The organism is Rhizobium sp. LC145 (genome assembly GCF_001005825.1).
In the GTDB taxonomy this organism is placed as follows: domain Bacteria; phylum Pseudomonadota; class Alphaproteobacteria; order Rhizobiales; family Rhizobiaceae; genus Neorhizobium.
In genome coordinates, this window is record NZ_LBHV01000001.1 from 575,816 (window position 1) to 602,119 (window position 26,304).

Consider the following 26,304-nt stretch of genomic DNA (forward strand, 5'->3'; position numbering starts at 1 on the left):
AGGAGAGCATGATGAGCGAGACAAGCCGTTTCGTGGTTTCGGCCGATTGGCTGCAGAAGGAGCTCGGCAGTCCCGATCTCAAAATCCTCGACGCCTCCTTCTACCTCCCCGCCCAGAACCGCGACGCGGATGCCGAATATGCGGCCGGGCACATTCCCGGAGCGCTCCGCTTCGATCACGACAAGGTCGCCGATCATTCGACCGGCCTGCCCCACACGGTACCTTCGCCGGAAGTCTTCGCCGAGGCCGTCGGCAAGATGGGGATCAGCGAGAAGGACCGCATCGTCGTCTATGACGGACCCGGTATCTTCTCCGCCCCCCGTGCCTGGTGGCTCTTCCGCACCATGGGCGCGAGACAAGTCTTCGTTCTCGACGGCGGCCTCGATGGCTGGAAGGCGGAAGGGCGGCCCCTCGAAACCGAGGTTCCCTCGCCCGCTCCCGCGACGTTCAAAACCAATTTCCGCGTCGACAAGGTGATCGATTTCCAGACGATGCTTTCGATCGTCGGCGAAGGATCGCGGCAGATCGCCGATGCCCGCAGCGCCGGCCGCTTTGCCGGCACCGAGCCCGAGCCGCGCGCCGGAATGCGCTCCGGCCATATGCCGGGCGCCCGCAGCCTGCCTTCCGGCACATTTTCCACGAGCGGCAAGCTGAGGCCGCTTTCCGAACTCCGGCAGGCGATCGAGGATGCCGGCATCGATTTCGGCCGGCCGGTGATCACCAGCTGCGGCTCCGGTATCACCGCCGCAATCATCACGCTTGCGCTGGAATCCCTCGGCCACGAGGACAACGCGCTCTATGACGGCTCCTGGAGCGAATGGGGCAGCCGGGAAGATACGCCGATCGTTGCCGGCCCGCCGACGCCGAAAACGGCCTGACTCATGGCGAAGAAGCCCGCTCCCCTGAAGGCGCATGTGACGAGCCTCGAAATGACGGCTCCACCCAAGACGAGCCTGCCGGTGCCGGCGAATATCCAGACGGCGATCATCCGCGCGTCGGATATTCCGCTGCATTACTACCGCTATATCTACCGGCAGGTGGGCAAGCGCTGGCACTGGTACAAGCGGCTGAAGATGAACGACGAGGAGCTTGCCGCGACGATCCACGACCCGCGCGTCTCGGTGACGGTTCTTTACGTCGACGGCGCGCCGGCGGGCTTCTTCGAGCTCCTGCAGGAAAGCGAAGATGTGGTCGAGCTTTCCTATTTCGGCCTGTTCGAGCGGGCGATCGGGCTCGGCATCGGAAAATGGTTCCTGCTGCAGGCGCTTTATGCCGCCTGGCAGAGCAATCCGCAAAAGGTGACGGTTACCACCAATACGCTCGACCATCCGCGCGCATTGCAGCTCTACCAGATGATGGGTTTCTCCCCCGTCGGCACCAGCGAAGCGCTGATCGAACCGATGACGGACACGGAGCTTCTGAAAGCGCTGGACGGCTGACGGCCCGCAAGAAACGGGTGGTTTCGAGGTTTTTCTCGGCGCATCACAGGCGTTCTCAGACAAGGAGATCGCCATGACCATCACCTTCAACGCCATGCCGACCGAACATGCCGCTTATCTGTGGAGCGGCAGCCCCGACGCCTATGGTCTTCAGCCGGAGACAAGGGTTTCCGACGGTCCCGGCCATCCCTGCCGTCACTGCCTGCGGAATATCGGCGCCGGCGAGGAATTCCTCGTCTTCGCCTATCGCCCGTTTCCGGAATTGCAGCCCTATGCGGAAACCGGACCGATCTTCCTGCACAAGCAGCCGTGCGAGCGCTATGCGGCGCGAGAGGTCATACCGCCGATCCTGACAAGCCCCGACTATATCGTGCGCGGCTACGGCCGTGACGACCGGATCGTCTACGGCAGCGGCGCGGTCACGCCCACCGGCGAAATCGCCGCGCGGGCGGAAGATCTGCTGGCGCGCGAGGATATCGCCTATGTGCATGTCCGCTCGGCCCGCAACAATTGCTTCCAATGCCGGATCGACGGCACCAAGGTGCCGGACCTGGAGAATGCCGCCACACCGTCCGGGGCAACGGTGCACGGCACGGCAGGTCTCGGCCCGCAGGCAATTGTCGAACGGATGTTTTCCGTTGAAATGGCATTTCTGGCGTCGGAGGAGAAAGACATCCGGCAACTGGCCGAAGCATTCGCGGAGGACGTGATCGTTCGCGAGCCGGCCTCTCTGCCCTATCGCGGAAACTGGAGAGGCCTGGACGGCATCGCCGCCCTTTTCGCGAAGATGGGCGAGGTCTGGAGCGACATGAAAGTGGACGGGCTCCTAGTTACCGGGTCATCGGAGGAAATCCATCTGTCCTGCAACCTGACGATGGTTTCACGGGCGACCGGCAGAACCGTCATTCAGCCATTCTGCGAGCGCCTTCGGTTCCGGGACGGACGGCTTATCGAGGGCATACCGTTCTATTACGATACGCAGGAATTGCTCGAAGTCATCACGCAGAATGCAGCCGCTTGACGTGCTGGGAGGCACCTTTTCGACGCCTCCCGACACGCAGATCAGGCATTGCCCTGGTTTCCGTTCCGATCCAGATCTTCCGCGGTCTGCAGGAGGAGCCTGACGATCTCGCCGGCCTTCTTCTCGTCGGCCTCCAGCTTGCGGGCAATCACCTCGCGCAGGTTCAGGAGGGCTGCATCGATGCTGCGCGGCAATGCCGGGCCACCCTCGGCCCCGCGGGCCTGCATCCGCTCCTGCTTCTGGCGGATGCGCTCCGCAAGCTCGGTGAGGCGGTCGAGGATCGTCGCGGCAAAGCTCCTGTTTTCGTCGAGATATTTGCGGCCTTCATCGGTGATGGCGTAGCGCTTCTTGTTGCCCTCCGCCTCGGCGACGACATAGCCGGCTTCCTCGAGATAGGTGAGCGTCGGGTAGATGACGCCGGGGCTCGGCGCATAGAAGCCGTAGGTGAGATCCTCGATATGCTTGATGATCTCGTAGCCGTGGCGCGGCTCCTTTTCGATCAGCGCCAATACGACCAGGCGCAGATCACCCTGCATGAGGAAACGGCCGATACGGCCGTCGCCGTCGTCACCGAAACCACGTCCGCCTCCGGGGCCACCACGACCGCCGAAACCACGGCGGAACGGCCCGCCGCCCATCGCGAACATTTCCTCGAAATTCCTGCGTCCCCGGCCATGGCAGCCCTGACGGCCTTCAAATTTGTGTCCGAACATCACATGTCTCCTTGACTATCGTTCGATATATCTAAAGATAGTCAAGGTAGAGATTTCGTCAATGTCTTCGTTATATCTAAATCATATCTTACTGATTTTGAACGAAAGAAAACGCCCATGTCGGGGCTGCTGACATGGTTCGTACCTGTCCCGCCGTCATCCTCGGGCTTGTCCCGAGGATCTGCAAACGCAGGATGTTATTGACGGGGTTAGATCCTCGGGACAAGCCGGAGGATGACGTTCCGGCAAAATCGGAAACGCCGGCGAAGAGACGCCGGCGTTCCAAGGAGTGTTTAGCGTATCGATATATTTCGATATATCTAAACGATCACGCTACGCTCAGCAGGCTCTCGGGCGCATAGGCCTCGTAGCCCAGCGCCTCGGCGACCGGCTTGTTGGTCACCCTGCCCTTGTGGACGTTGAGGCCATTGCGAAGATGCCTGTCTTCGGCAATCGCCCGCAGGCCGCGATCGGCAAGTGCGAGACCATGATAGAGGGTCGCATTGTTGAGCGCATGGGCCGAGGTGACCGGCACCGCGCCCGGCATGTTGGCGACGCAATAATGCACGATGCCGTCGATCTCGTAGGTCGGCTCGGAATGCGTGGTGGCGTGCGAGGTCTCGAAGCAGCCGCCCTGATCGATCGCGACATCCACCAGCACCGCGCCCTGCTTCATGCCGGAGAGCATTTCGCGGCTGACGAGCTTCGGTGCGGCGGCCCCTGGAATGAGGACGGCACCGATGACCAGATCGGCGGAAAAGGTTTCCTCTTCCACAGCGTCGATGGTCGAGTAGCGGGTATGGACGCGGCCATTGAAGATGTCGTCGAGCTGGCGCAGGCGCGGCAGCGAACGATCGATGATGGTGACATCGGCGCCAAGTCCGGCGGCCATTCTGGCGGCATGCAGGCCGACCACGCCGCCGCCGATGACGGCCACCTTGGCCGGCAGAACGCCCGGAACGCCGCCGAGCAGGATGCCGCGCCCGCCATTCGCCTTCTGGAGCGCCGTCGCGCCGGCCTGGATCGCCAGGCGCCCGGCGACCTCCGACATGGGAGCAAGCAGCGGAAGACCGCCGCGCTCGTCGGTCACGGTTTCATAGGCGACCGCGGTGACGCCGGAAGCGAGCAGGCCCTTGGTCTGCTCCGGATCCGGGGCAAGATGAAGATAGGTATAGAGAAGCTGGCCTTCGCGGAGCTGCACCCATTCGTTCGGCTGGGGCTCCTTGACCTTCACGACCATGTCGGATTTTTCGAAAATTTCCTTCGCGGTGCCGACGATCCTGGCACCCGCCGCGATATAGGCGGCATCATCTGCGCCGATGCCGGCGCCCGCCTTGGTTTCGATCAGCACTTCGTGGCCGTGCGCCACGTATTCACGCACCGCGCCCGGCGTGAGGCCGACACGATATTCATGGTTTTTGATTTCCTTCGGGCACCCGACACGCATTCAGCGTTCCTCTCTATCTCTTGGCTTTCAGCCGTTTCGTTTTCAACGGATCAAGCAAAACAGAGAATCGGAAGAATGTCCTTGCGAAGAGGAATTGCCACAAAGCGGATTTTCGCAGATTATTGCATGAGTTGAAATTTTTTCGAAGGATCATCGAATGAGCGGGATAGATGCCATCGATCTTGCGATCATGCGCATTCTTCAACAGGAGGGCCGCATCTCCAACGCAGAGCTTGCGCAGCGCGTCGGCCTGTCTCCCTCCGCCTGCTCCAGACGTCTCGATATCCTGGAGAAGAACGGCACGATCAGCGGCTATCACGCGCGCCTTTCCAACAAGGCGCTCGACTACAAGATGATGGTGATCGTGCACATCTCGCTATCGGGCCAGTTCGCAAAGACGCTTGCCGAATTCGAGGCGGCGGTGAAGCTCTGCCCCAATGTGCTCGTCTGCTACCTGATGTCCGGGGAGTACGATTACATCCTGCGCGTGGCGGCGAAGGATCTGGAAGACTACGAGCGCATTCACCGCGACTGGCTGTCGGCCCTGCCGCATGTGGTCAAGATCAATTCCAGCTTTGCGCTCCGCGAGGTGATCGACCGGCCGAATATCGGCCTATGAGATGCCGATGAGGATCGCGCCGGCCGTTACGACCAGACATGCGGCGATCCGCTTGGCCGAAAGCGCTTCGCCCAGGAACAACCAGCCGATCAGGGCGGCGAATACCACGCTGGTCTCACGCAGCGCCGATACGGGACCGGCCGGCGCCATGGAATAGGCCACCAGCACGACACCGTAGGCAACCAGCGAGACCAGCCCACCTCCAGCGGCCTTCAACGTTTCGCGCGAGCGGAGATCGACGTGCAACGGGCCCCGCAGGATGACGAAGGCGGCCGTCATCAGGATGCCCGGCAGCAGGAAAACCCAGGTGATGTAGGAACTCAGATTGCCGGAAATCCGGATACCCATTGCGTCGACGGTCGAGTAGCCGGCGATCGAAATGCCCGTCGCAAGCGCATATAACATGGAGCCGGAAGAGGCTCGGCCCCGCCCGAACGACAGCAACATGATCCCCAGGACTACGAGGCTGATGCCGAGCATGGTCAGCGGCAGCAACACGTCGCCGGCAAAGACGAGGCCGGCAAGCGTCACCAGAAGCGGCGCGCTGCCGCGGATGATCGGATAGACCTGCCCGAGTTCTCCCTGCCGATAGGCGGCTACGAGCAGCAGACCGTAAGCGACCTGAAACAATGCCGAGCCGATCAGGTAAGGCCAGGCCTCGGCAATCGGCAACGGCAGAACGACAGCAATAGGGATGGCGACGATCGTCATGGCGAGCATCATGATCGTCATCATCCAGAAACGATCGGCACCGGAGCGCAGGAAAGCGTTCCAGCTCGCATGAAGGATAGCGGCGAAAAGGGCCAGCGCGACGACGATGGTGCTCATTACCCGCTCCCGTCACAATCGGCCCGGCTCCCGGCCGGTTTCCCTGGATATCCAGCCGAATGGCCGGCGGGGCGCCCTGTCATAATTCATTCCCGAGGGAATCAGTTGAACGCATCTTCCATGCGTCGGACGCCCCATCGGATTTGTCAAAGGGGCGAGCGGCCAGAACGAAGAAATGCCTAGCGCGACCGTTCGATTTTTAATCTTTCCCAAAAGGGGAGTTCAAGAAATGTCTGCTACTTATCGCTGCAGGCAACACAACCCGGATGCTCGTCATGGATAACGCCAATTTCGACATGAAGACCCGAAGTGCTGAGCGCAGCAGAACCCGCATCTTCGGCACCATCCGCTATTTCAACCAGGCCACACAGGGGCGCGTCGTCGATCTTTCCGAGACGGGAATGGCTCTCGAACTCCACGGCCCTTTCCATGCGGCAAACGGCAGCCGCGTGCGCATCGAAAGCGAGGAACTCGGCATCCTCGAAGGCACCGTCAAATGGTGCCGCGGCGGCCGGGTGGGCGTGCAGTTCAACCTCAACAGCAATGCGCTGGCTCAGGTCTCCTCCTATTTCCGCTTCTTCCACCAGGATGTGAAGCCGGTGCTGACGCGGTAAATCCGAGCGGCCGGAGGCAATCTCCGGCCCTTCCCCAATCTGCGATCATCCCCTGTCATTTTGCTGATGCAAGCCTGTGCGATTGCGCATAATCTGCCGGCGAAAACGATCCAGAGGGAGATCATAATGTCGTCGTTCACCGCCCTTCACCCGATCACGCGCCGCTCTCTGCTCGGCGGGATCGCAGCCTCCTCGGCGCTCGTGATGCTGCATCCGTTCGCCGCACGCGCGCAAGGCAACCAGGCGCATCTGCGCATCATGGAAACGACCGACATCCACGTCCACGTCTTCCCCTACGACTATTACGGCGACAAGCCGAACGACACGATGGGGCTTGCCCGCACCGCCTCGATCATCGATTCGATTCGCGCCGAGGCCGGCAATGCGATGCTGATCGACAATGGCGACTTCCTGCAGGGCAACCCGATGGGCGATTACATCGCCTATGAGCGCGGCATGAAGGACGGCGACAAGCACCCGGTCGTCACGGCCATGAACGTGCTCGGTTACGACGTCGGAACGCTCGGAAACCACGAGTTCAACTACGGCCTCGACTTCATGTTCAAGGTGCTGGCGGGCGCCGGCTTCCCTTACGTCTGTGCGAATCTTACCACAGGGTTGCTGGCATCCGATCCCAAACAGGATGAACTCTTCTTCAAACCCTATGTCATCATCGAGAAGCAGATCCGCGACGGCTCCGGTGCGACGAGCCCGATCAAGGTGGGCTTCATCGGCTTCGTGCCGCCGCAGATCATGACCTGGGACGCCAAGAACCTCGAAGGTAAGGCGCAGACCCGCGACATCGTGGACGCCGCCAAGGCCTGGGTGCCGGTGATGAAGGAGGAAGGCGCCGATATCGTCATCGCGCTCTCCCATTCCGGCATCGACGGAACGGGGCTCAGCGAGCGCATGGAAAACGCCTCGCTCTACCTTGCCGGCGTCGAGGGTATCGATGCCGTCTTCACCGGCCACCAGCATCTCGTCTTCCCCGGCCCGAAGGATTTCGAGGGCATTACCGGAGCCGATGCCAAGAAGGGCACGTTGATGGGCAAGCCGGCCGTGATGGCGGGCTTCTGGGGCTCGCATATGGGGCTCATCGACCTGTTGCTCGAAAAGGACGGCAATAGCTGGAAGATCGTCGATTCCACCTCCGAGGCGCGGCCGATCTACCACCGCGACGAGAACCGCAAGATCGTCGCCGACGTCGCAGACAAGCCCGAAGTCACAGCCGCGGCAAAGGCAGAGCATGAGGCGACGCTTGCCTATGTGCGACGGCCAGTGGGCAAGACCTCCGCGCCGCTCTACTCCTATTTCGCGCTGGTGGCGGACGACCCGTCCGTGCAGATCGTCTCCAACGCGCAGACGTGGTACATCAAGGACATGCTTAAGGAAGGCCAGTACAAGGACTATCCCGTCCTTTCGGCCGCAGCCCCCTTCAAGGCGGGCGGGCGCGGCGGCGCCGAATACTATACGGACGTCCCCTCGGGCGACATCGCCATCAAGAACGTCGCCGACCTCTATCTCTACCCGAATACGGTGCAGGCGGTGCTCGTTACCGGCGAGCAGGTGAAGAACTGGCTGGAAATGTCGGCCGGCATGTTCAACCAGGTGAAGGCGGGATCGAAGGATGCGCCGCTGCTGAACGGCGATTTCCCCTCTTACAATTACGACGTTATCGACGGCGTCACCTACCAGATCGATCTTTCGCAGCCGGTTCGATTCGACAAGGACGGCAAGCTCCTGAACGCCGACGCCCACCGCATCGTCGACCTGAAATATGACGGCAAGCCGATCGATCCGGCGCAGAAATTCGTGGTGGCGACGAACAACTACCGCGCCGGCGGCGGCGGCAAGTTCCCGGAAATCGCCGGCGACAAGGTGATCTTCGTGGCCCCCGACACCAACCGAGACGTGATCGTGCGCTATATCGTCGAGCAGGGGACGATCAACCCATCGGCGGATGCCAACTGGTCGTTCAAGCCTCTGTCCGGCACGACGGCGGTGTTCGAGACCGGACCGAAGGGGCGGCAATATGCGGCCGAAGTGAAGGGCGCGAAGATCGAGGATGCCGGTGACGGCGAGAACGGCTTCGCCAAGTTCCGCCTGGTGCTGTGATCCATCTGGGCGTCATCCTCGCGCTCGGGATGAACCCGAGGGTGAGGATGACGCCCATTTGCTTCCCCGTAAAACAGCTTTGTGAGCGCCATGCCCACCTTTGCCTTCCAGCAAGTCGACGTATTCTCCAGCGAGCCCATGCGGGGCAATCCGCTGGCCGTCGTCGTGGGCGCGGATTCGCTTGATGATGCCCAGATGCAGGCATTCGCCAGCTGGACCAATCTCAGCGAGACCACGTTTCTTCTCAAACCTCGAAATCCCGAGGCAGACTACAGAGTTCGAATCTTCACCCCGAAGCAGGAATTGCCGTTCGCCGGGCATCCGACGCTCGGAAGCTGCCATGCCTGGCTGGCGCAATCGGCTTCGACGGACAAAGATGAAATCCTGCAGGAATGCGAAGCGGGCCTCGTCCGTATCCGCCGGGACGGCAGCCGGCTCGCCTTCCTCGCTCCGCCATTGAAGCGAGAAGGCGTTATAGAAGACGCGGTCATCGAGAGGGTCGCGCAAGGTTTGGCCATCCCGAGGGAGGCGATCCTTGCCGCCCAATGGGTGGACAACGGGCCTGGTTGGATGGGGTTTCTCCTGCGGTCCCGCCAGGACGTGCTGGCTCTCGAACCTGATTTTGCCGCTCTCTCCGGCCTGCGGGTGGGCGTGGTCGGCCCCTTCGACGCCGAATGGGACGGGGAGGACGCGCAGTTTGAGGTGCGCGCCTTCACCGCCGCCGGCTTCGAGGACCCTGTGACAGGCAGCCTGAATGCCGGGCTCGCCCAATGGCTGTTCGGCAGCGGCATCGCCCCGTCGAACTATATCGCCGCCCAGGGTACGCGCCTCGGACGCGCAGGCCGTGTCCACGTGAACCGGGTGGGAGACGAGATATGGATCGGCGGAGAGGTCACCACCTGCATCAAAGGCACGGTCGATCTCTGACTGCCGGCTGCTAGACGACCTCAGCCACCCTCGCCTCGAGCCGCCGAAGCAGCAATCCGAGCTCCGGAGGCGGCTTCTTCTCCACGCGCCGATAATCGCTGCCGTCCCGCTTGCGGGTGACGAGGCCGAGGTCGAAGAGATCCCGGCGCAGCAGCGCGGCATCACCGAACAGATGCAGCGTGTTCAGGAACTCGCTGATCTCACGCTCAGTGAAGATCGGTTCCGCGGGAATTTTCGACCAGAGAAACCAGAGGCAAAGCTCCTGTTGAGACCGTTTGGTCGGCCAGCGGGTTATGCAGCCTTCCCGATCGAAGACGCGGAGGGTTTTCAGCACGCGCGCCTCGTCGGGCGCCGGCGGAGCCTCCGACGTCACGTTCCACTCCTGCAGAGCTTCGGCTGTCTTTCTGGTGGCGCGAAAATGCTGGAAATTGCGGAAGCCCGCAGCGCGGGTCAGCAGATTGAGCATCTCCACATGGCTCGGCTTGCGCTCGAGCTTGTCGATCTCACCGCGAACGGATTTGGCGAAGGCCGAAAGGTCGGCGATCTCCATGGAAAAGATGGATCTCGGCATGTCTTATCCTCGAACGTGCCGTTCCCTGGAAAAGGTGTCTGTGGTCGCCGGCTTCCGACTTCGGCACGGGATAAGTGCTGATCATCTTCAATGGAGCATGGCAGGTTTAGCTTCCCTTTCGGGACGGCGACGCCTCGGTGAACTGCAGACCGTGGCGCGCTTATAGCAAGCGGAGGGAGACCGGTCAAATCGGAGGCTAGCGGCGCCGATGCCCTATTCGGCAGCGGCCAGCATGCCTTTCCCGGCCTCCAGAATCGCCGTGAAATCCGCATGGTTGGGACATGCGGAAAGCCGTTTGCGGAAGGAGTCAATCAGCCAGCCTGCCGCGGGTCCGGGCGGATTGGAGGCCTTGCGGAGAGCGTAAAGCGGATATTCGCCCTGTTCGTAGGCATCGAGCTTCAAGGCCACGAGCTTGCCTTTCAGGATGTCCTTCCTGACCAATGAGGCCGGCAGACCACCCCAGCCAAGACCGCCCCTTATGAGCTGGTGCTTGGTGGCGATGTCGCTGACGCGCCAGGTCCTGTAGGAGAGCACGTTGAAATCGCGCCCGCTCGTCAGACCGGATGCGTCCGTCACGACGAGCTGCACTTCCTCACGCACATCCGCAAGCGTCAGGGGCCGCTCGATTAGCCCCAACGGATGATCGGCGGAGGCCACCGGCAACATGAAGGAATGGCCGATCTTTTCCGCGGTGACGGAATCATCCTGCTTCAAAAGCGCGCCGCCGATACCCACATCCGCCTTGCCGTCGATCACCATCCCCATCACCATGCCGAGCTCGCCGACATTGAGATTGAGCGAAACGGCGGGAAATTTTTCGCGGAAGCCGCGCAGCGTCGCAACCACCGCTTCTGACGGCACCATGATGCTGATGGCCAGCGAGACCTGCGCCTCCAGCCCCTGCTTGATGCTCTTGGCGCGGGCGCGCATGACCTGCAGGTCGGCCACGATGCGGCGCGCATCCGTCAGCATGGCCTTGCCGGCTTCCGTCAGTTTCGGCTGGCGCGCGCCGCCGCGCTCGAACAGCGGCACTTCGAGCTGCGCCTCGAGATTGGAGATGGTATAGCTCACCACCGATTGCGCGCGGTTGAGCTGGCGCGAGGCGGCGGAAAAACTGCCGGTTTCGGCAACGGCCAGGAACACCTGCAGCTGGTCGAGGGTCGGATTGGCATCCATCGGCATCATCCAAACTATCGATAAAAGACTTCGATATTATCACAGTTTTCTCGATAGCAGTCCACACCTATCTTCCTGATCGAAGCAACGGGGCAACGCCTCGTTCACCACTCTCAAGACTTCAGGCAAGGAAGAAAACATGTCCTCCATTCTGCTCGTCACCTCCAGCCCGCGCGGCGACGAATCGCTTTCCAGCAAGGTCGCGATCGACCTTGCCAATACGCTCAGCGCCAAGGGCAACGGCACCTCCGTCATCCACCGCGATCTCGGTGCCAACCCGATCCCGCATCTCGACACGGTGACCACGTCCGCCATCCGCAAGCCCGCCGAGGCCCGTAACGCCGAGGAAGCCGCTGCCGCCGAATATTCCGACAAGCTCGTGGACGAGCTCATGGCGGCCGATACGGTCGTCATCGCCACCGGCCTCATCAACTTCAACATCTACTCCACGCTGAAAAGCTGGATCGACAACGTGGCCCGCGCCGGCCTTACCTTCCGCTACACCGAAAACGGCCCGATCGGCCTTGCCTCCGGCAAGAAGGTCTATGTCGTTCTCTCTTCGGGCGGCGTCTATTCCGAAGGCCCGGCAGTCGGCATGAACCACGCCGTACCCTATCTCAAGACGGTGCTCGGCTTCATGGGCATGACCGATATCGAAGTCATCTATGTCGAAGGCGTGGCCTTCGGTCCGGAAGCGGCCCAGAAGGCAATTGCCGCCGCACAGGCCCGCTCGGAAGAGCTGGCACTCGCCGCCTAACCACCACACCCTGCCCCGCCCAAGCCAATAACGGCCGTGGACCTCGTCCCGGCCGTTATTGGTTTTGAAAAACTGGAAGCCGGTTTAAGCGGAGCGGGATTTCTCGCCGTCGGCAAACAGCGAAACGCCGTTCTGGTCGATGATCTGCTGGGCCTTGCGGACGGTGAACTCGACCGCATCGTCCATCGAGGTGAAGACATCGGCACGAACGAAGTGCCTGACCAGCACCTCGCCGTTCACTTCCTTCTCGATGCGGCCCGCCAGCCGGTACTGGTTGCCTTCGCGGATCGGCGTCGCATGGATGGTGCAGTCACCATAGGCCTGCGGCTCGGCGGCGGAGGTTGCGGAAGCGGCATCCTTGGAGCCGCCCGAGAACATCGACAGGAGATTGGACAGGAATGAAGCCATGGCGGCTGCCTAACACATTCCAGGCGATGCCGGAAGTGCGTTCATCCCGGAAAAGTCGCAATCGGATTCGACGAAGGTTGTGCTCTCCCCAACCTGATTCGGAGCCTCCATGAAGTGGAAAGTCATCCTCGCCGTGCCTGCCGTCGCCGCGCTGGCGCTCTGGGCCGGCAATACCTCGGTGTTTTCGCGGTTTCCGGAAGACGAGCCGCTCAGGCTGATCGCGCATCGCGGCCAGCACCAACTCTTCGACCGCACCGATCTCGCGAGCGACACCTGCACGGCGAGCCGCATGCTGCCGCCGACGCATGGCTTCCTTGAAAACACCATTCCCTCCATGCGCGCGGCTTTCGAGGCGGGCGCGGACGTGGTGGAACTGGACGTGCATCTGACGCCGGACAAGCAATTCGCCGTCTTCCACGACTGGACGCTCGACTGCCGCACCAACGGCACCGGCGTGACCGAGGAGACGCCGATGGCCAAACTGAAGGCGCTGGACATCGGCTACGGCTACACGGCCGATGGCGGCGCGACCTTTCCCTTTCGCGGCCAGGGCATCGGCCTGATGCCGACGCTGCCGGAGGTTTTCCAGGCGCTTCCCGAAAATCGCTTTCTCGTCAACTTCAAGAGCCGCCGCACCGAGGAAGGCGAAGCGCTCGCCGCCATGCTTTCCGCCGAGCCGGCATTCCGACAGGCAGTCTTCGGCGTCTATGGCGGCGGCGAGCCGACCGAAAGAACGGTTGCGCTGGTCGAAAACATGGCCGGCTTTTCCAACCGCAGCGCCAAATCCTGCCTTCTCAACTATCTCGCGCTCGGCTGGAGCGGCCATGTGCCGGAAGACTGCCGCAACACGCTGGTCGCCGTGCCCGCCAATTACGCCTTCCTTCTCTGGGGATGGCCGGAGCGATTCTATACACGCATGCAGGCGGCCGGTTCCGACGTCATATTGATGGGACCGTATGAGGCAGGCGATGCGGGCACTTCCGGCATCGACGATGCGGAAAGCTGGGATCTTGTGCCGGCCGGCTTTCCCGGCCTCGTCTGGACGAACCGGATCGAGGCCGCGCGCCCGGAAGTCGAGCGCCGTGGCTTCTGTGCCCTCTCCGCCCCGCCGGCGATCTGCGCACGCTGATGTTCAGATAATGAAGCTTGCGAGGAGATCGTTCTCGGTGATGTCCTCGTAGCCCATGCCGGCGGCCTCGAGACGCTCGATCAGGGCGGAGAAGTTCTCCGGCTGCGACGTTTCGATGCCGATCAGGATCGAGCCGAAATTGCGCGCCGATTTCTTCAGGTATTCGAAGCGGGAGATATCGTCCTCCGGTCCGAGCAGGTTGAGGAAATCGCGCAGCGCGCCGGGACGCTGGGGCATGCGGAGAACGAAGTATTTCTTCACGCCCGCATAGCGCATGGCGCGTTCTTTGACGTCCGGCAGGCGTTCGAAGTCGAAATTGCCGCCCGAAACCACGCAGACGACCGTCTTGCCCTCGAGCCGCTCCGCCCCGAGCGCCTCCAGCGCCGTGATGGAGAGCGCGCCCGCCGGTTCCAGCACCACGCCTTCCACGTTCAGCATCTCGCTGATCGTCACGCAGATGGCGTTTTCCGGAAGAAGCAGCACCTGATCCGGTGAAAATTCCTTGAGCGCTTCGAAGTTGAGGTCGCCGATCCGCGCCACGGCCGCGCCGTCCACGAAATTGTCGACCTTGGCGAGCGTCACGGGCTCCTTCGCCTCCAGGCTCTTCTTCAGGCTCGGCGCTCCCGCCGGCTCGGTGAAGACGAAACCTTCCGGAGCGACGATGTCCTTCAGATAACCCGTCATGCCGGAGGAAAGCCCTCCTCCCCCGACTGGCATGACGACGAGATCGGGCACCGTGCCCTGCGGAAGCTGGTCGATGATTTCAGCCGCGACGGTCGCCTGGCCTTCGATGATGTCGAGATCGTCGAAGGGCGGCACCATGAGGCCGGCAACCTCTTCCACATGCGCGCGCGCTGCCGCATAGCATTGGTCGAAGATATCGCCGACGAGGCGGATGGTGATGAACTCGCCGCCGAAGATGCGCGTCTTGTCGATCTTCTGCTGCGGCGTGGTGACCGGCATGAAGACGACGCCTGGCACCTGGAAATGTCGGCAGACGAAGGCGAATCCCTGCGCATGGTTGCCCGCCGAGGCGCAAACGAAGGTCTTGTCCGTGGCCCCGCCGGCGATCACCTTGCGGAAGAAATTGAAGGCTCCGCGTATCTTGTAGGAGCGCACCGGCGAAAGATCCTCGCGCTTCAACCAGATCTCGGCCCCGTAGCGGCGGCTGAGATGCTCATTCAATTGGAGGGGCGTTTCGGCAAATATCTCCCGCAGCGCCATCCTCGCTTCATCCACATCCGATCTGTTCACGCTCGTCGATCCATTGAAATCCTTAGACGGTCCCGCTATGCCATAGGCAATCGGGAGAGACAAAGCTTCTTTCCACGGCGACGGCATCGGCACGAAACGCGGGATCTCTTCTTGAACGGCAGTCTTCTCCGGCCCACCGTCTATATTGCGGCCCTATGCGGGCTCTATCTTTCCATCGCCATGTTCCTGCCGGCGATGTTCGATCTCTATTACGGCCACGATGACTGGCAGGTCTTTGCGCTTTCCGGGCTGATGGTCGGCGGATTTTCGGCGGCCGCGGCGCTCGCAACGCGCGGACCGCCGCCGGTGTTCAACAAACGCTTCGGCTTCCTGCTCGTCAACGTGCTGTGGCTGGTCTTCTCCATCGTCGGAGCCATTCCCCTCTATCTCGCGGAATACAAGACGACCTTCGCGCAGGCACTGTTCGAATCGGTCTCGGGTATCACGACGACCGGTTCGACCATCATCGTTGGACTCGACGATCTGCCGCCCGGCATTCTTTTGTGGCGTTCACTGCTGACCTGGCTCGGCGGCATCGGCATCGTCGGCCTCGGCCTCTTCATCCTGCCGTTTCTTCGGGTCGGCGGCATGTCGATCTTCAAGCTCGAATCATCGGAGACCTCCAACGAGAAGCCCTTCGCACGGCTTGCGAGCTTCACCCGCGCCTTCCTCGCAGTCTACGTGCTTCTGACGATCTCCTGTGCGGTTGCCTACGACTTTGCCGGGATGAGCCGTTTCGACGCGCTGAACCATGCCATGTCGACAATCGCGACGGCCGGGTTTTCGACGCATGACGCTTCGTTCGGCTATTTCAAAGACAACACTGCGATTCTCGTCATCGGCACGATTTTCCTGGCGATCTGCAGCCTGCCTTTCTCGGTCATCATCCTTCTGGCGGTGCGCGGAAGGCTGGAGACCCTGCGCGATCCGCAGATCGTGGTCTTCCTCGGATATCTCGTCGCCATCTCGGTGGCGGTCGGCGTCTACCACCATCTCAATAACGGCGTAGAGCTGGATGACGCCCTCATCCATGCGTTCTTCAACATCACCTCCATTCTCTCCACCGGCGGTTTCTCCAGCGACGATTATACGCTCTGGGGACCGTTTGCGGTGCTCGCGGCTTTCTTCGCGACCTTCATGGGCGGATGTTCCGGCTCGACGGCCGGTGGCATCAAGGCCTACCGTTTCGTCATCATCTTCAACGTGGTGCGCGCGGGGCTTGCCAAGCTGATCTATCCGAACGCGGTCCATACCGTGCGCTACGGCAACCTGACGGTGGATGCCGAAACGCAACGAGGCGTCTTCCTGTTCGTCAGCCTCTATCTCTTCCTGTGGGTGGCGGGCAGCGTCGCCATGGCGGCCCTCGGCTACGATATTCTCACATCGATGTCGGGCGTCATCACTGCGCTTTCGAATGTCGGCCCCGGCATCGGCCCGATCATCGGCCCGGTCGGTAATTTCTCCACCATCAGCGATCCGGCGCTCTACCTGCTTTCGCTGATGATGCTGCTCGGCCGTCTCGAAATCCTCACCGTGCTCGTGCTGCTGACACCGGTCTTCTGGCGGCATTGAGAGCTTTTAATATTCGGAGATGAGCCTGGTGCGGACGGCGGGGATCGAACCCGCACGGGCAAGCCCGAGGGATTTTAAGTCCCTTGCGTCTACCAGTTTCGCCACGTCCGCGAGGCGCGATTTCAATATCGTGACCGAATACGAAATGGAAGGGCCGCTTGCCGGAAAGATGTCGTTCGGCCAACTCCAGCCTCTGCGAGATTCGCCGAACGCGCAACGCTGCCGCCGCCCAAGGTCAGCTCAAGCCCCCGGATTCACTCCAGCTTGGCATCCACGACGAGCATACCTGCCCCAAAATGGTACGGAGCTGTGGAAATTTACCGATCGTTCACCATGTCCGTTGACATCTCTGGAACCAAACGGCCCGCCGCTACAACCTTCTCTTGCTGCGGGCTGCTGCTCCCCTCCGGCGTGGCCGCGGCAAGGGCTGGCGCGGGGATATCTTCGATCCCGAGACGCCGGCCCGCTTCAGCCCCCGCAAGCTTCGCGCAAGCCTCGCGAACAATAAGCGCCCTCTAAATTAGGCGGGCAGTTGTTTGCCGAGAATCATGAGGATTTCGAATGCGGTATGATTGGACGGGCGTCAGGACGATGCGGATCAAACGGCTGAAGATCGCGGCCTTCTGCGTGTCGCTGACGGCGCTTGCCACCGTCCCCGCCTGGACATTCCTCTCCTGAGTCTTCCATTTTGGGCTGAGCCAATCACGGCAAAGGGCGCGGCATCCACATGCCGCGTCCTTTTGATTCGAGTGCGATGAACGATTTCAGGCGGCGAGCTTGCCGGCGATCTTCGCCACATGCGCGCCCTGATATCGCGCGGCTTCCAGCTCTATCTCCGAGGGCTGGCGGGAACCGTCACTGCCGGTAATGGTGCTCGCACCATAAGGCGAACCGCCCTTGATCTCATCCAGGCCCGACTGGCCGGCAAAGGAGTAAGGCAGGCCGACCACGACCAAACCCTGATGGAGCAGGGTCGGGATGAAGGTCAGGATGGTCGATTCCTGGCCGCCATGCTGGGTCGCGGACGAGGTGAAGACCGAGCCGACCTTGCCGACCAGCGCGCCCTTGGCCCATAGGCCGCCGGTCTGATCCCAGAAATTGCGCATCTGCGAGGCAACGGTGCCGAAACGGGTGCCGGCGCCGACGATGATCGCGTCGTAATTCGCCAGTTCGTCGACGGTGGCGATCGGCGCCTGCTGGTCGAGCTTGTAATGGGAGGCCTTGGCGACCTCTTCCGGGACGAGTTCGGGAACGCGCTTGACATCCACCTCGGCGCCCGCCGATCTGGCGCCTTCCGCCATGGCATATGCCATCTTCTCGATATGACCGTAGGCGGAATAATAAAGAACCAGAACCTTTGCCATCACATGTCTCCGTTTTGTGTGGAATGCGTTTGGGATCTCGATGACGAGATGTAGCAAGTTCGCCGAATGCGGACAGCCCCGGCCCGCTCAACGCACCGTTCAATTTTTGACGACGTTTTCCGATGGACGGTCACAAAATCATGACTATCCGGCAATCTGCCGGTCTGGCGAAGGAAACCACTTCTGCGCCCGGCGATTTCGGCGTAGAGCATCATCCGACCACGGAGGACGCCATGCCAGATACGCCTATCGTCACCGCCGCCATGCTTGCCATCGGCGACGAACTTCTTTCCGGTCGCACCAAGGACAAGAATATCGGCCACCTCGCCGATGTGCTGACGCTTTCCGGCATCGACCTGAAGGAAGTGCGGATCGTTCCGGACGAGGAAGAGGCGATCGTCGAGGCGCTGAACGCGCTGCGCGGCCGGTATGATTACGTCTTCACGTCCGGTGGCATCGGCCCGACCCATGACGACATCACGGCGGATGCGGTTTCCAAGGCGTTCGGCGTTCCCTGCATCTATGATCCCGAGGCCATGCGCCTACTCGCCGAGATGTACAGGCGCCGCGAAATGGAATTCACCGAGGCGCGCCAGCGCATGGCGCGCATGCCCGAGGGCGCCCGGCACATTCCCAACCCGGTTTCGACCGCCCCCGGCTTCGTCATCGGCAATGTCCATGTGATGGCCGGCGTGCCGCAGGTCTTCCAGGCAATGATCGACAACGTGCTGCCAACGCTGAAATCGGGTACGAAGATGCTGAGCCGCGCCCTTCCCTGCCCCTATGGCGAGGGCGACATAGGCACGCCGCTTACGGCCGTGCAGAAGGCGCATCCGCAGACGAACATCGGCTCCTACCCGAAATATGACGGGCAGCGCTTCTCGACGGAGATCGTCGTGCGCGCCCGCGACCAGGAGGCGCTGGATGCCGCCGCCAATGCGGTGGCGGACATGATCGCCGGCATAAAGGCCAGCAAGGCGCGCACCAACCCGACCGCGGACGCCTGAACGACTGCGGCATTATCACCTCTTTGTTGCTGGCTGCTTGACCGGGAACAATGGGAGCCCCACGTTATCTTGAGATAGTCTTTGATCCCTTGGGGAAAGCCTGTCGCTGAGGAGATACCGCCATGGCTTACAAGACCATACTCGCCGTTCTCGACACACCCCGCAATGCGCGCCAGATCACCGATTTCGCCGTCGCGCTCGCCGACCAGTTTTCCGGGCACCTGATCGGCGTCCACGCCGAGACGCTGGCCGCCGTGCCGCTGATCGCACCCATGGAAATCCCCGATCCGGCGGCTGTCCAGGCGCTGCAGGAGGCGGCCCACCGCGAAACCGCCGAGGTCGAGCGCATCTTCAAGGAGCGTGCCGGCCACGACGGCGTCTCCATGGAATGGCGCAGCTTCCTCTCCTCTGCCGGTTACGGCGCCCATACCGTGATGGAAACGGCGCGCGCCGTGGACCTGATCGTCGCCAGCCAGAGCGATCCCGCCCATTCCTCCGACAATCGCGCCGATCTCGAAACCTTTCTGTTCGAAAGCGGCCGGCCCATGCTCTTGGTGCCCTACACGATGAAACAGCCGGCGCCGATCCGCCGCGTGCTGATCGCCTGGAACGGTTCGCGCGAAGCCGCACGCGCCGCCTTCGATGCCCTGCCGCTTCTCAAGGAGGCGGAAAGCGTCGAGGTCTTCTGCGTGGACCCGCCGGAAAGAGGCGATCAGATGCGCGACATGATGGGCGTGGAACTTGCCGCCGCGCTTTCCCGCCACGGTGTCAACGTGACGCTGACCACGCAGGACAGCGGCGGACTTTCGGCCTCCGCGGCGATCGAGAACCGGCTTTCGGAAGGAGGCGTCGACCTTCTCGTGATGGGCGCCTACGGCCATTCGCGCTGGTGGGAAATGCTGTTCGGCGGCGTCACGCGCAGCCTGCTCGATTCGATGACAGCGCTCTCGCTCCTGTCGCGCTGAGGCCTCACGCAACCCGCGCAAGCTCGCGCATCAAGCTCCGGGTGGGCTCCTGAACTCCTGCCCGGCTATTTCCGCAGGATCTTCTGCATCGCCTTCCCCTTCGCGAGTTCGTCGATCAGTTTGTCCAGGTAGCGAATTTCCCGCATGGTGGGCTCCTGGATCTCCTCCACGCGGATGCCGCAGACCACGCCCGTAATCAACGATCGCGAGGGATTCATCTTCGGCGCTTGCGCGAAGAAATCCTCAAGGCTGGTGTTTTTCGCCAGCTGATCGTCCAGCGTCTCCTGGCTGTGTCCCGTCAGCCAACGGATGATTTCATCGACCTCCGCCTTCGTGCGCCCCTTCTTCTCCGCCTTAGCGACATAGTGGGGATAGACGCTTGCGATGCCGATCGAATAGACGCGATGCTTCGTCATGCGAACTCCGAGACATCCAGGATAACTTTCGGATTACATTAGCAGACATCGGCGCTTTAACGTACGGCCCATCAGTCGCGAATCACCCGCTTGCCATCAGGGCGGGAATGCCGCTATTAGCGAGAGCCAAAGCAGCTCCCGCTAATTGGCAAAAAGACATGTCCCTTCCCGATAAAGCCTTTCCCGTTTCCTGGGATCAGTTCCACCGCGATGCCCGCGCACTTGCCTGGCGGCTTGCCGGCCTCGACCAGGATTTCCACGCCATCGTCTGCATCACCCGCGGCGGGCTCGTACCGGCCGCCATCATCTCGCGCGAACTCAACATCCGCCTGATCGAGACGGTCTGCATCGCCTCCTACCACGACTACGTCAACCAGGGCGAAATGAACCTGCTCAAGGGCATCAGCCCGGATCTCACCAAGGATGGGGGCAAGGGCGTGCTGGTCGTCGACGACCTCACCGACACCGGCAAAACGGCCTCCGAAGTGCGCGCCATGATGCCCGAGGCGCATTTTGCCTGCGTCTATGCCAAGCCCAAGGGCGTGCCGACGGTCGACACCTTCGTGACCGAAGTCAGCCAGGATACCTGGATCTATTTCCCCTGGGACATGGGCTTCACCTATCAGGAGCCGATCGCCAAGGGCACCAAGGGCTGATTCGGGGCCCTTCGCCCGAGGAAACAATCCTGTCCCTGCACCGTTGACCGTCCGTGGCCGACGAGGTTTGGGATGGACAGTCAGTTTTCGATCGTTTTCGGCGTGGCGCTTGCCGCCGCCCTCGCCTCGCCGCTCGGCGGGGCACTTTCCATCTGGCTCAAACCTTCCAGCCTTCTGCTATCGCTTGTCGTCGGCCTGGCAGCGGGCGTGCTTTTGGGCACCTTCGCCTTCGAAATGATGCCGAAGGCGCTGGAGCTTTCCTCGATCCCGCTTGCCGCCTGCGGCTTCGCCCTCGGTTTTGCGCTCGTCTACCTGCTCGACCTCTATGTCAACCGCTGGAAAATGGCCGGCCGGGAGGCGGCACAGAACGAGGCGGTGAAGAGCATGCACCGGCGCCTGAAACCGCGCGGCAGCAACACCGCCGTGCTTGCCGGCGGCACCAGCGCCGAGGAACTCATCGAAGGCGTATCGATCGGGATAGGCGCCGCGCTCGACCCGAGCATTGCGGTCATCGTCGGGCTTGCCATCTTCATCGACAATATCAGCGAGGCGATGAGCATCGGAGAACTGGTGCTGGGCGAAAGACGGGATCATGCGGGACGGCGAATCACCCTGTGGACGTCGCTGATCGGCGCATCGCTCTTCATCTCCGCCATGGCCGGCTGGTTCTTTCTCCAGGGCGTGCCAGAACCGGCGCAAGGTTTTCTCTTCGCCATGGGCGCCGGCGGCATGTTCTATCTGACGATCACCGACCTCGTTCCGGAGGCAGAATCGCACCATTTCCAGCAATCCTCGGCGATTGCCACCGGCTGCGGCTTCCTCCTCATCATGGTATTGTCGGAACTGATGTAATCCGGGATTCATGGGCTGTTTCAAAGCGCTACGGCGCGCGGCTCAAAGCCTCGGCCAATATTCCCTCAAAAGAACGACCGCGGGTTGAAAGATTTTGTGATCGCATCCAAGCCAGCTTGAAGCGCTCGGCCCAAATGCCTGAGTTTCTTCGATTATTTTTCTATCCCCGTTTTCCACAGTCTGCGAGCACAATATCTTGTGGTTATAAAAGCGTCGCAATCTACGCCTTGACGAATCTGTTGGCTCGGACAACAGTGTTCCAATGTTGCGGCGGCGACTGGACCGGATCTAACGAGGCCGGTTCCCATCTACGAAATCCTGTACCCGTATTCGGGGGCTCGCCTTGATTTAGCGCGTGCCGCCGTGGGGCTTTGTTGTCTTGATTTTCGTGGGCTGTCAAAGCACGAAAAGACTGGCGGAAAGAAGTTGTTAATACTATATTTAGTGTTTGCAGCCAGCATCGCCACAAGATACAGGTTGACCATCTCCGGATAACCTGACCGACGGAACGGAACGGACACTGGCTGCAGGTCGTTGATCGACGGCCGCCGGCATCAGAATTTTTGCGTCTGAAAACGGGCGCCAACGCGAGGATAGGGCAATGCGTATAGAACGTCGTTTCACCAAGCCGGGCCAGGGCGCCTATGCGGAGATCGAATTCCGCAAGGCGGTGAGCGAGATCCGCAACCCGGACGGCTCCATCGTCTTCCGGCTGGCCGACATCGACGTGCCGGCGCAGTTCAGCCAGGTCGCCACCGACGTGCTTGCCCAAAAGTATTTCCGCAAGGCGGGCGTGCCGAAAATCCTGAAAAAGGTCGAGGAAAACGACGTCCCCTCCTTCCTGTGGCGCTCCGTTGCCGACACTGAAGCCCTGAAGGCGCTCCCCGAAGGTGAGCGCTACGGTTCCGAGACCGACGCCCGCCAGGTCTTTACCCGTCTCGCCGGCACCTGGACCTACTGGGGCTGGAAGGGCGGCTACTTCACGTCCGAAGACGACGCCGCAGCCTTCATGGACGAGCTCGCCTACATGCTCGCCACCCAGCGCGTCGCTCCGAACAGCCCGCAGTGGTTCAACACCGGCCTGCACTGGGCCTATGGCATCGACGGTCCCGGCCAGGGCCATTTCTACGTCGATCCCTTCACCGGCAAGCTCACCAAGTCCAAGTCGGCCTATGAGCATCCGCAGCCGCATGCCTGCTTCATCCAGTCCGTCGGCGACGACCTCGTCAACGAAGGCGGCATCATGGATCTGTGGGTCCGCGAGGCGCGCCTCTTCAAGTACGGTTCCGGCACCGGCTCCAACTTCTCCCATCTGCGCGGCGAAGGCGAAAAGCTTTCCGGCGGCGGCCGTTCGTCCGGCCTGATGAGCTTCCTCAAGATCGGCGACCGCGCAGCGGGCGCCATCAAGTCGGGCGGCACCACGCGGCGCGCCGCCAAGATGGTGGTGGTCGATATCGACCATCCGGATATCGAGGAATATATCAACTGGAAGGTCAAGGAAGAGCAGAAGGTGGCGGCCCTCGTCACCGGCTCGAAGATCGTCGCCAAGCATCTGAAGGCGATCATGAAGGCCTGCGTCAACTGCGAAGCGGATGGCGACGACTGCTACGACCCGGCCAAGAACCCGGCGCTCAAGCGCGAGATCAAGGCCGCCAAGAAGGACATGGTTCCGGAAAACTATGTGGGCCGCGTCATCCAGTTCGCACGCCAAGGCTACAAGGACCTCGAGTTCAAGACCTATGACACCGACTGGGATTCGGAAGCCTATCTGACCGTCTCCGGCCAGAACTCCAACAACTCCGTCTCGCTGAAGGACGACTTCCTCAAGGCCGTCGAGAACGACGGAGAGTGGAACCTCACCGCCCGCAAGGACGGCAAGGTGATGAAGACGCTGAAGGCCCGCGATCTCTGGGAACAGATCTCCTATGCCGCATGGGCGTCCGCCGATCCGGGCATCCACTTCAACACGACGATGAACGACTGGCACACCTCGCCTGCCGGTGGCCCGATCCGCGGCTCCAACCCGTGCTCGGAATACATGTTCCTCGACGACACGGCCTGCAACCTTGCCTCCCTGAACCTCCTGCAGTTCAAGGACAAGGCGACGAAGCGCATCGACATCGCCGATTACGAACATGCCGTGCGCCTGTGGACCGTCGTGCTCGAAATCTCGGTCATGATGGCGCAGTTCCCGTCGAAGGAAATCGCCGAACTCTCCTATCAGTACCGCACGCTCGGCCTCGGCTACGCGAATATCGGCGGCCTCTTGATGTCCACCGGCATTCCCTACGACTCCAAGGAAGGCCGCGCGATCGCCGGTTCGCTCACCGCGATCATGACCGGTATCGCCTATGCGACCTCCGCCGAAATCGCCGGCGAGCTCGGCCCCTTCCCGAACTTCGCGCCGAACCGCGAGAGCATGCTGCGCGTCATGCGCAACCATCGCCGCGCGGCTTACGGCGAAACCACCGGCTACGAACAGCTGTCGGTCAACCCCGTCCCGCTCTTCCATGCGGAAAACCCGGACCAGGACCTGGCCGCCCATGCCAAGGCCGCCTGGGACAAGGCGCTGGAACTCGGTGAGAAGCACGGCTACCGCAACGCCCAGACGACGGTGATCGCGCCGACCGGCACGATCGGCCTCGTGATGGATTGCGACACGACCGGCATCGAGCCCGACTTCGCGCTCGTCAAGTTCAAGAAGCTCGCCGGCGGCGGCTACTTCAAGATCATCAACCGCGCCGTTCCTGAAGCGCTCCGTTCGCTCGGCTATTCGGAATCGCAGATCGCCGAGATCGAGGCCTATGCGGTCGGTCATGGCAACCTCAACCAGGCGCCCGGCGTCAACCCCGGCACGCTGAAGGCCAAGGGCTTTACCGACGAGAAGATCGAGGCCGTCAACGGCGCGCTGAAAGCGGCCTTCGACATCAAGTTCGTCTTCAACCAGTGGACGCTCGGCGCCGACTTCCTGAAGGACGTGCTGAAGGTCACCGACGAACAACTCGGCGACATGAGCTTCAACCTGCTCGAGCACATCGGTTTCTCGAAGAAGGACATCGACGCCGCCAATATCCATGTCTGCGGTGCGATGACGCTGGAAGGCGCACCGTTCCTCAAGGACGAGCATCTGCCGGTCTTCGATTGCGCCAATCCCTGCGGCAAGATCGGCAAGCGCTACCTCTCGGTCGAAAGCCATATCCGCATGATGGCGGCCGCCCAGCCGTTCATCTCGGGCGCGATCTCCAAGACGATCAACATGCCGAACGAGGCGACCGTCGAGGATTGCGGCGCGGCCTACATGCTGTCCTGGAAGCTCGCTCTCAAGGCCAACGCTCTCTACCGTGACGGCTCCAAGCTTTCCCAGCCGCTCAATGCCTCGCTCATCGACGAGGACGATGCGGAGGACGCGATCGAGGAACTGGTACAGGCTCCGACCGCGGCCCAGGCCGTGCAGATCACCGAGAGGATCGTGGAGCGCGTCATCGAGCGCATTACCCGCGAACGCGAAAAGCTGCCGAACCGCCGCCAGGGCTATACCCAGAAGGCCAATGTCGGCGGACACAAGGTGTATCTGCGCACCGGCGAATTCGGCGACGGCCGGCTTGGCGAGATCTTCATCGACATGCACAAGGAAGGTGCCGCCTTCCGCGCGATGATGAACAACTTCGCCATCGCCATCTCGCTGGGTCTCCAGTACGGCGTGCCGCTGGAAGAATATGTGGAGGCCTTCACCTTCACCAAGTTCGAGCCGGCCGGCATCGTGACGGGCAACGACGCTATCAAGAACGCCACCTCGATCCTCGACTACGTGTTCCGCGAACTCGCCGTCTCCTATCTCGGCCGTCACGACCTCGCGCATGTCGATACGTCGGACTTCTCCAACACCGCACTCGGCAAGGGTATCAAGGAAGGCAAGACCCAGCTCGTCTCGACCGGCTGGACCCGCGGTTACAAGCCGACCCTGATCCAGGGCGGCCAGACCGGCCCTTCGTCCGAAGCGAAGGGTGCCGCAACCGCAGCCCCTGCCCGCGCTTCTGCAACGGTTACCTCGTTCACCGGCAGCGTTGCCGGCAATACGGCCCGCAAGCTGGAACCGACGGTTGCCGCAGCAACCTCCGAAATCGTCTCCTTCAAACGGGATTATGAGGAGCGCGCCAAGGAACTGGCCGAAGAGATCGCCGAGGAAGTGCTCGACGACGTCGCTTCCGAAGAGCAGCAGGCAGCCACCGCCCTCTTCTCCGACAAGGCCGCCGCCGACGCAGCCTCGGCCAAGGCGGAAGCCAAGAAGGTGGAGAACGAGCGGCGCATGCGCTCCATCGCTCAGGGCTATACGGGCAACATGTGCTCCGAGTGCCAGAACTTCACCATGGTGCGCAACGGTACCTGCGAGAAGTGCGACACCTGCGGCGCGACCAGCGGCTGCAGCTGATCCGGCGGTATGCTGTATATAGCGC

Annotated in this window: 23 protein-coding genes, 1 tRNA gene and 2 pseudogenes; 16 read left to right on the forward strand and 10 right to left on the reverse strand. The window is 61.9% G+C overall.

Features of this window, described 5'->3' with window-relative positions; all coding sequences use genetic code 11:
- Window positions 1–11 precede the first annotated feature (11 nt).
- The 4 genes and pseudogenes from sseA to YH62_RS30420 all read left to right on the forward strand — a co-directional run.
- A complete protein-coding gene (gene sseA, locus YH62_RS02935; RefSeq protein ID WP_170986334.1) occupies window positions 12–878 on the forward strand; it encodes a 3-mercaptopyruvate sulfurtransferase in 867 nt (288 codons plus the stop codon).
- A gap of 3 nt (window positions 879–881) precedes the next feature.
- Window positions 882–1,439: a GNAT family N-acetyltransferase gene (locus tag YH62_RS02940; protein ID WP_046792639.1), complete on the forward strand. Its 558-nt coding sequence runs from the start codon at window positions 882–884 to the stop codon at window positions 1,437–1,439.
- Between the two features lie 73 nt (window positions 1,440–1,512).
- Window positions 1,513–1,971 (forward strand): annotated as a pseudogene (locus YH62_RS30415) (DUF1203 domain-containing protein); the annotation flags it as partial.
- A 132-nt stretch (window positions 1,972–2,103) separates the two neighbouring features.
- Window positions 2,104–2,460 (forward strand): annotated as a pseudogene (locus YH62_RS30420) (nuclear transport factor 2 family protein); the annotation flags it as partial.
- 41 nt (window positions 2,461–2,501) lie between these two features.
- Here YH62_RS30420 and YH62_RS02950 read toward each other — a convergent pair.
- On the reverse strand, window positions 2,502–3,173 hold the full coding sequence (locus YH62_RS02950) for a PadR family transcriptional regulator (RefSeq protein ID WP_052760333.1): 672 nt from the start codon (window positions 3,171–3,173) through the stop codon (window positions 2,502–2,504).
- A gap of 328 nt (window positions 3,174–3,501) precedes the next feature.
- Complete coding sequence (gene ald / locus YH62_RS02955; protein ID WP_046792640.1) at window positions 3,502–4,620, reverse strand: alanine dehydrogenase; 1,119 nt, start codon at window positions 4,618–4,620, stop codon at window positions 3,502–3,504.
- A 157-nt stretch (window positions 4,621–4,777) separates the two neighbouring features.
- On the opposite strand from ald, the gene YH62_RS02960 reads away from it, so the two are divergent.
- The gene (locus YH62_RS02960) at window positions 4,778–5,239 is read left to right on the forward strand and encodes an Lrp/AsnC family transcriptional regulator (RefSeq protein WP_046792641.1); all 462 of its coding nucleotides are present in this window, start codon (window positions 4,778–4,780) and stop codon (window positions 5,237–5,239) included.
- Here YH62_RS02960 and YH62_RS02965 read toward each other — a convergent pair.
- Window positions 5,234–6,067 carry a DMT family transporter gene (locus YH62_RS02965; protein ID WP_046792642.1) on the reverse strand — a complete coding sequence of 278 codons (834 nt, stop codon included), beginning with the start codon at window positions 6,065–6,067 and terminating at the stop codon, window positions 5,234–5,236. The genes YH62_RS02960 and YH62_RS02965 overlap by 6 nt on opposite strands.
- Before the next feature lie 275 nt (window positions 6,068–6,342).
- On the opposite strand from YH62_RS02965, the gene YH62_RS02970 reads away from it, so the two are divergent.
- From YH62_RS02970 to YH62_RS02980, 3 genes are all read left to right on the forward strand, one after another.
- Window positions 6,343–6,681: a PilZ domain-containing protein gene (locus YH62_RS02970; protein WP_046793014.1), complete on the forward strand. Its 339-nt coding sequence runs from the start codon at window positions 6,343–6,345 to the stop codon at window positions 6,679–6,681.
- A 126-nt stretch (window positions 6,682–6,807) separates the two neighbouring features.
- Window positions 6,808–8,796, forward strand: a complete 1,989-nt coding sequence (locus YH62_RS02975) for a bifunctional 2',3'-cyclic-nucleotide 2'-phosphodiesterase/3'-nucleotidase (RefSeq protein WP_046792643.1) — start codon at window positions 6,808–6,810, stop codon at window positions 8,794–8,796.
- 90 nt (window positions 8,797–8,886) lie between these two features.
- Complete coding sequence (locus YH62_RS02980) at window positions 8,887–9,723, forward strand: PhzF family phenazine biosynthesis protein (protein ID WP_046792644.1); 837 nt, start codon at window positions 8,887–8,889, stop codon at window positions 9,721–9,723.
- 10 nt (window positions 9,724–9,733) lie between these two features.
- On the opposite strand, the gene YH62_RS02985 is transcribed toward YH62_RS02980, so the two are convergent.
- Window positions 9,734–10,294, reverse strand: coding sequence for a DUF2087 domain-containing protein (locus tag YH62_RS02985; RefSeq protein WP_046792645.1), 561 nt, complete (start codon window positions 10,292–10,294; stop codon window positions 9,734–9,736).
- Window positions 10,295–10,507: 213 nt separating this feature from the next.
- Window positions 10,508–11,479, reverse strand: a complete 972-nt coding sequence (locus tag YH62_RS02990) for a LysR family transcriptional regulator (protein WP_046792646.1) — start codon at window positions 11,477–11,479, stop codon at window positions 10,508–10,510.
- 130 nt (window positions 11,480–11,609) lie between these two features.
- On the opposite strand from YH62_RS02990, the gene YH62_RS02995 reads away from it, so the two are divergent.
- Entirely contained in the window at window positions 11,610–12,227 is a 618-nt protein-coding gene (locus YH62_RS02995; protein WP_046792647.1) for an FMN-dependent NADH-azoreductase, read from the forward strand.
- An 84-nt stretch (window positions 12,228–12,311) separates the two neighbouring features.
- Here YH62_RS02995 and YH62_RS03000 read toward each other — a convergent pair whose 3' ends face one another.
- Window positions 12,312–12,635, reverse strand: a complete 324-nt coding sequence (locus YH62_RS03000) for an HlyU family transcriptional regulator (RefSeq protein ID WP_046792648.1) — start codon at window positions 12,633–12,635, stop codon at window positions 12,312–12,314.
- 109 nt (window positions 12,636–12,744) lie between these two features.
- Here YH62_RS03000 and YH62_RS03005 point away from each other — a divergent pair, with 109 nt between their 5' ends.
- On the forward strand, window positions 12,745–13,764 hold the full coding sequence (locus YH62_RS03005) for a glycerophosphodiester phosphodiesterase family protein (RefSeq protein WP_046792649.1): 1,020 nt from the start codon (window positions 12,745–12,747) through the stop codon (window positions 13,762–13,764).
- 3 nt (window positions 13,765–13,767) lie between these two features.
- Here the strand turns inward: YH62_RS03005 and ilvA are convergent, their stop codons facing one another.
- The gene (ilvA, locus tag YH62_RS03010) at window positions 13,768–15,018 is read right to left on the reverse strand and encodes a threonine ammonia-lyase (RefSeq protein WP_046793015.1); all 1,251 of its coding nucleotides are present in this window, start codon (window positions 15,016–15,018) and stop codon (window positions 13,768–13,770) included.
- Window positions 15,019–15,129: 111 nt separating this feature from the next.
- Between ilvA and YH62_RS03015 the strand changes: the two genes are divergently transcribed.
- Window positions 15,130–16,590 carry a TrkH family potassium uptake protein gene (locus YH62_RS03015; RefSeq protein ID WP_046792650.1) on the forward strand — a complete coding sequence of 487 codons (1,461 nt, stop codon included), beginning with the start codon at window positions 15,130–15,132 and terminating at the stop codon, window positions 16,588–16,590.
- A 26-nt stretch (window positions 16,591–16,616) separates the two neighbouring features.
- On the opposite strand, the gene YH62_RS03020 is transcribed toward YH62_RS03015, so the two are convergent.
- Window positions 16,617–16,701: transfer RNA gene (locus YH62_RS03020), tRNA-Leu, on the reverse strand.
- A 653-nt stretch (window positions 16,702–17,354) separates the two neighbouring features.
- Window positions 17,355–17,954, reverse strand: coding sequence for an NAD(P)H:quinone oxidoreductase type IV (wrbA, locus tag YH62_RS03025; protein WP_046792651.1), 600 nt, complete (start codon window positions 17,952–17,954; stop codon window positions 17,355–17,357).
- A 233-nt stretch (window positions 17,955–18,187) separates the two neighbouring features.
- Here wrbA and YH62_RS03030 point away from each other — a divergent pair, with 233 nt between their 5' ends.
- Together YH62_RS03030 and YH62_RS03035 are read left to right on the forward strand one after the other, a co-directional pair.
- Complete coding sequence (locus YH62_RS03030) at window positions 18,188–18,961, forward strand: competence/damage-inducible protein A (RefSeq protein ID WP_046793016.1); 774 nt, start codon at window positions 18,188–18,190, stop codon at window positions 18,959–18,961.
- Between the two features lie 122 nt (window positions 18,962–19,083).
- The gene (locus tag YH62_RS03035; protein WP_046792652.1) at window positions 19,084–19,926 is read left to right on the forward strand and encodes a universal stress protein; all 843 of its coding nucleotides are present in this window, start codon (window positions 19,084–19,086) and stop codon (window positions 19,924–19,926) included.
- Window positions 19,927–19,991: 65 nt separating this feature from the next.
- Here YH62_RS03035 and YH62_RS03040 read toward each other — a convergent pair whose 3' ends face one another.
- On the reverse strand, window positions 19,992–20,342 hold the full coding sequence (locus YH62_RS03040; RefSeq protein ID WP_046792653.1) for a DUF2200 domain-containing protein: 351 nt from the start codon (window positions 20,340–20,342) through the stop codon (window positions 19,992–19,994).
- 158 nt (window positions 20,343–20,500) lie between these two features.
- Between YH62_RS03040 and gpt the strand changes: the two genes are divergently transcribed.
- The 3 genes from gpt (at window position 20,501) to YH62_RS03055 (ending at window position 26,279) form a co-directional block, all read left to right on the forward strand.
- Window positions 20,501–20,998 (forward strand): xanthine phosphoribosyltransferase, encoded by a 498-nt coding sequence (gpt, locus tag YH62_RS03045; RefSeq protein ID WP_046792654.1) that lies wholly within the window; start codon window positions 20,501–20,503, stop codon window positions 20,996–20,998.
- Between the two features lie 72 nt (window positions 20,999–21,070).
- On the forward strand, window positions 21,071–21,850 hold the full coding sequence (locus tag YH62_RS03050; protein ID WP_046792655.1) for a ZIP family metal transporter: 780 nt from the start codon (window positions 21,071–21,073) through the stop codon (window positions 21,848–21,850).
- 601 nt (window positions 21,851–22,451) lie between these two features.
- Window positions 22,452–26,279, forward strand: coding sequence for a vitamin B12-dependent ribonucleotide reductase (locus YH62_RS03055; protein ID WP_046792656.1), 3,828 nt, complete (start codon window positions 22,452–22,454; stop codon window positions 26,277–26,279).
- The last annotated feature ends 25 nt before the right edge of the window (window positions 26,280–26,304 follow it).

Excerpts from the sequence above, each read along its gene's own strand:
- sseA (WP_170986334.1), top strand. The coding sequence starts at position 12 with ATGAGCGAGACAAGCCGTTTCGTGGTTTCGGCCGATTGGCTGCAGAAG.
- YH62_RS02940 (WP_046792639.1), top strand. The coding sequence starts at position 882 with ATGGCGAAGAAGCCCGCTCCCCTGAAGGCGCATGTGACGAGCCTCGAA.
- YH62_RS02950 (WP_052760333.1), bottom strand. The coding sequence starts at position 3,173 with ATGTTCGGACACAAATTTGAAGGCCGTCAGGGCTGCCATGGCCGGGGA.
- ald (WP_046792640.1), bottom strand. The coding sequence starts at position 4,620 with ATGCGTGTCGGGTGCCCGAAGGAAATCAAAAACCATGAATATCGTGTC.
- YH62_RS02960 (WP_046792641.1), top strand. The coding sequence starts at position 4,778 with ATGAGCGGGATAGATGCCATCGATCTTGCGATCATGCGCATTCTTCAA.
- YH62_RS02965 (WP_046792642.1), bottom strand. The coding sequence starts at position 6,067 with ATGAGCACCATCGTCGTCGCGCTGGCCCTTTTCGCCGCTATCCTTCAT.
- YH62_RS02970 (WP_046793014.1), top strand. The coding sequence starts at position 6,343 with ATGGATAACGCCAATTTCGACATGAAGACCCGAAGTGCTGAGCGCAGC.
- YH62_RS02975 (WP_046792643.1), top strand. The coding sequence starts at position 6,808 with ATGTCGTCGTTCACCGCCCTTCACCCGATCACGCGCCGCTCTCTGCTC.
- YH62_RS02980 (WP_046792644.1), top strand. The coding sequence starts at position 8,887 with ATGCCCACCTTTGCCTTCCAGCAAGTCGACGTATTCTCCAGCGAGCCC.
- YH62_RS02985 (WP_046792645.1), bottom strand. The coding sequence starts at position 10,294 with ATGCCGAGATCCATCTTTTCCATGGAGATCGCCGACCTTTCGGCCTTC.
- YH62_RS02990 (WP_046792646.1), bottom strand. The coding sequence starts at position 11,479 with ATGATGCCGATGGATGCCAATCCGACCCTCGACCAGCTGCAGGTGTTC.
- YH62_RS02995 (WP_046792647.1), top strand. The coding sequence starts at position 11,610 with ATGTCCTCCATTCTGCTCGTCACCTCCAGCCCGCGCGGCGACGAATCG.
- YH62_RS03000 (WP_046792648.1), bottom strand. The coding sequence starts at position 12,635 with ATGGCTTCATTCCTGTCCAATCTCCTGTCGATGTTCTCGGGCGGCTCC.
- YH62_RS03005 (WP_046792649.1), top strand. The coding sequence starts at position 12,745 with ATGAAGTGGAAAGTCATCCTCGCCGTGCCTGCCGTCGCCGCGCTGGCG.
- wrbA (WP_046792651.1), bottom strand. The coding sequence starts at position 17,954 with ATGGCAAAGGTTCTGGTTCTTTATTATTCCGCCTACGGTCATATCGAG.
- YH62_RS03030 (WP_046793016.1), top strand. The coding sequence starts at position 18,188 with ATGCCAGATACGCCTATCGTCACCGCCGCCATGCTTGCCATCGGCGAC.
- YH62_RS03035 (WP_046792652.1), top strand. The coding sequence starts at position 19,084 with ATGGCTTACAAGACCATACTCGCCGTTCTCGACACACCCCGCAATGCG.
- YH62_RS03040 (WP_046792653.1), bottom strand. The coding sequence starts at position 20,342 with ATGACGAAGCATCGCGTCTATTCGATCGGCATCGCAAGCGTCTATCCC.
- gpt (WP_046792654.1), top strand. The coding sequence starts at position 20,501 with ATGTCCCTTCCCGATAAAGCCTTTCCCGTTTCCTGGGATCAGTTCCAC.
- YH62_RS03050 (WP_046792655.1), top strand. The coding sequence starts at position 21,071 with ATGGACAGTCAGTTTTCGATCGTTTTCGGCGTGGCGCTTGCCGCCGCC.
- YH62_RS03055 (WP_046792656.1), top strand. The coding sequence starts at position 22,452 with ATGCGTATAGAACGTCGTTTCACCAAGCCGGGCCAGGGCGCCTATGCG.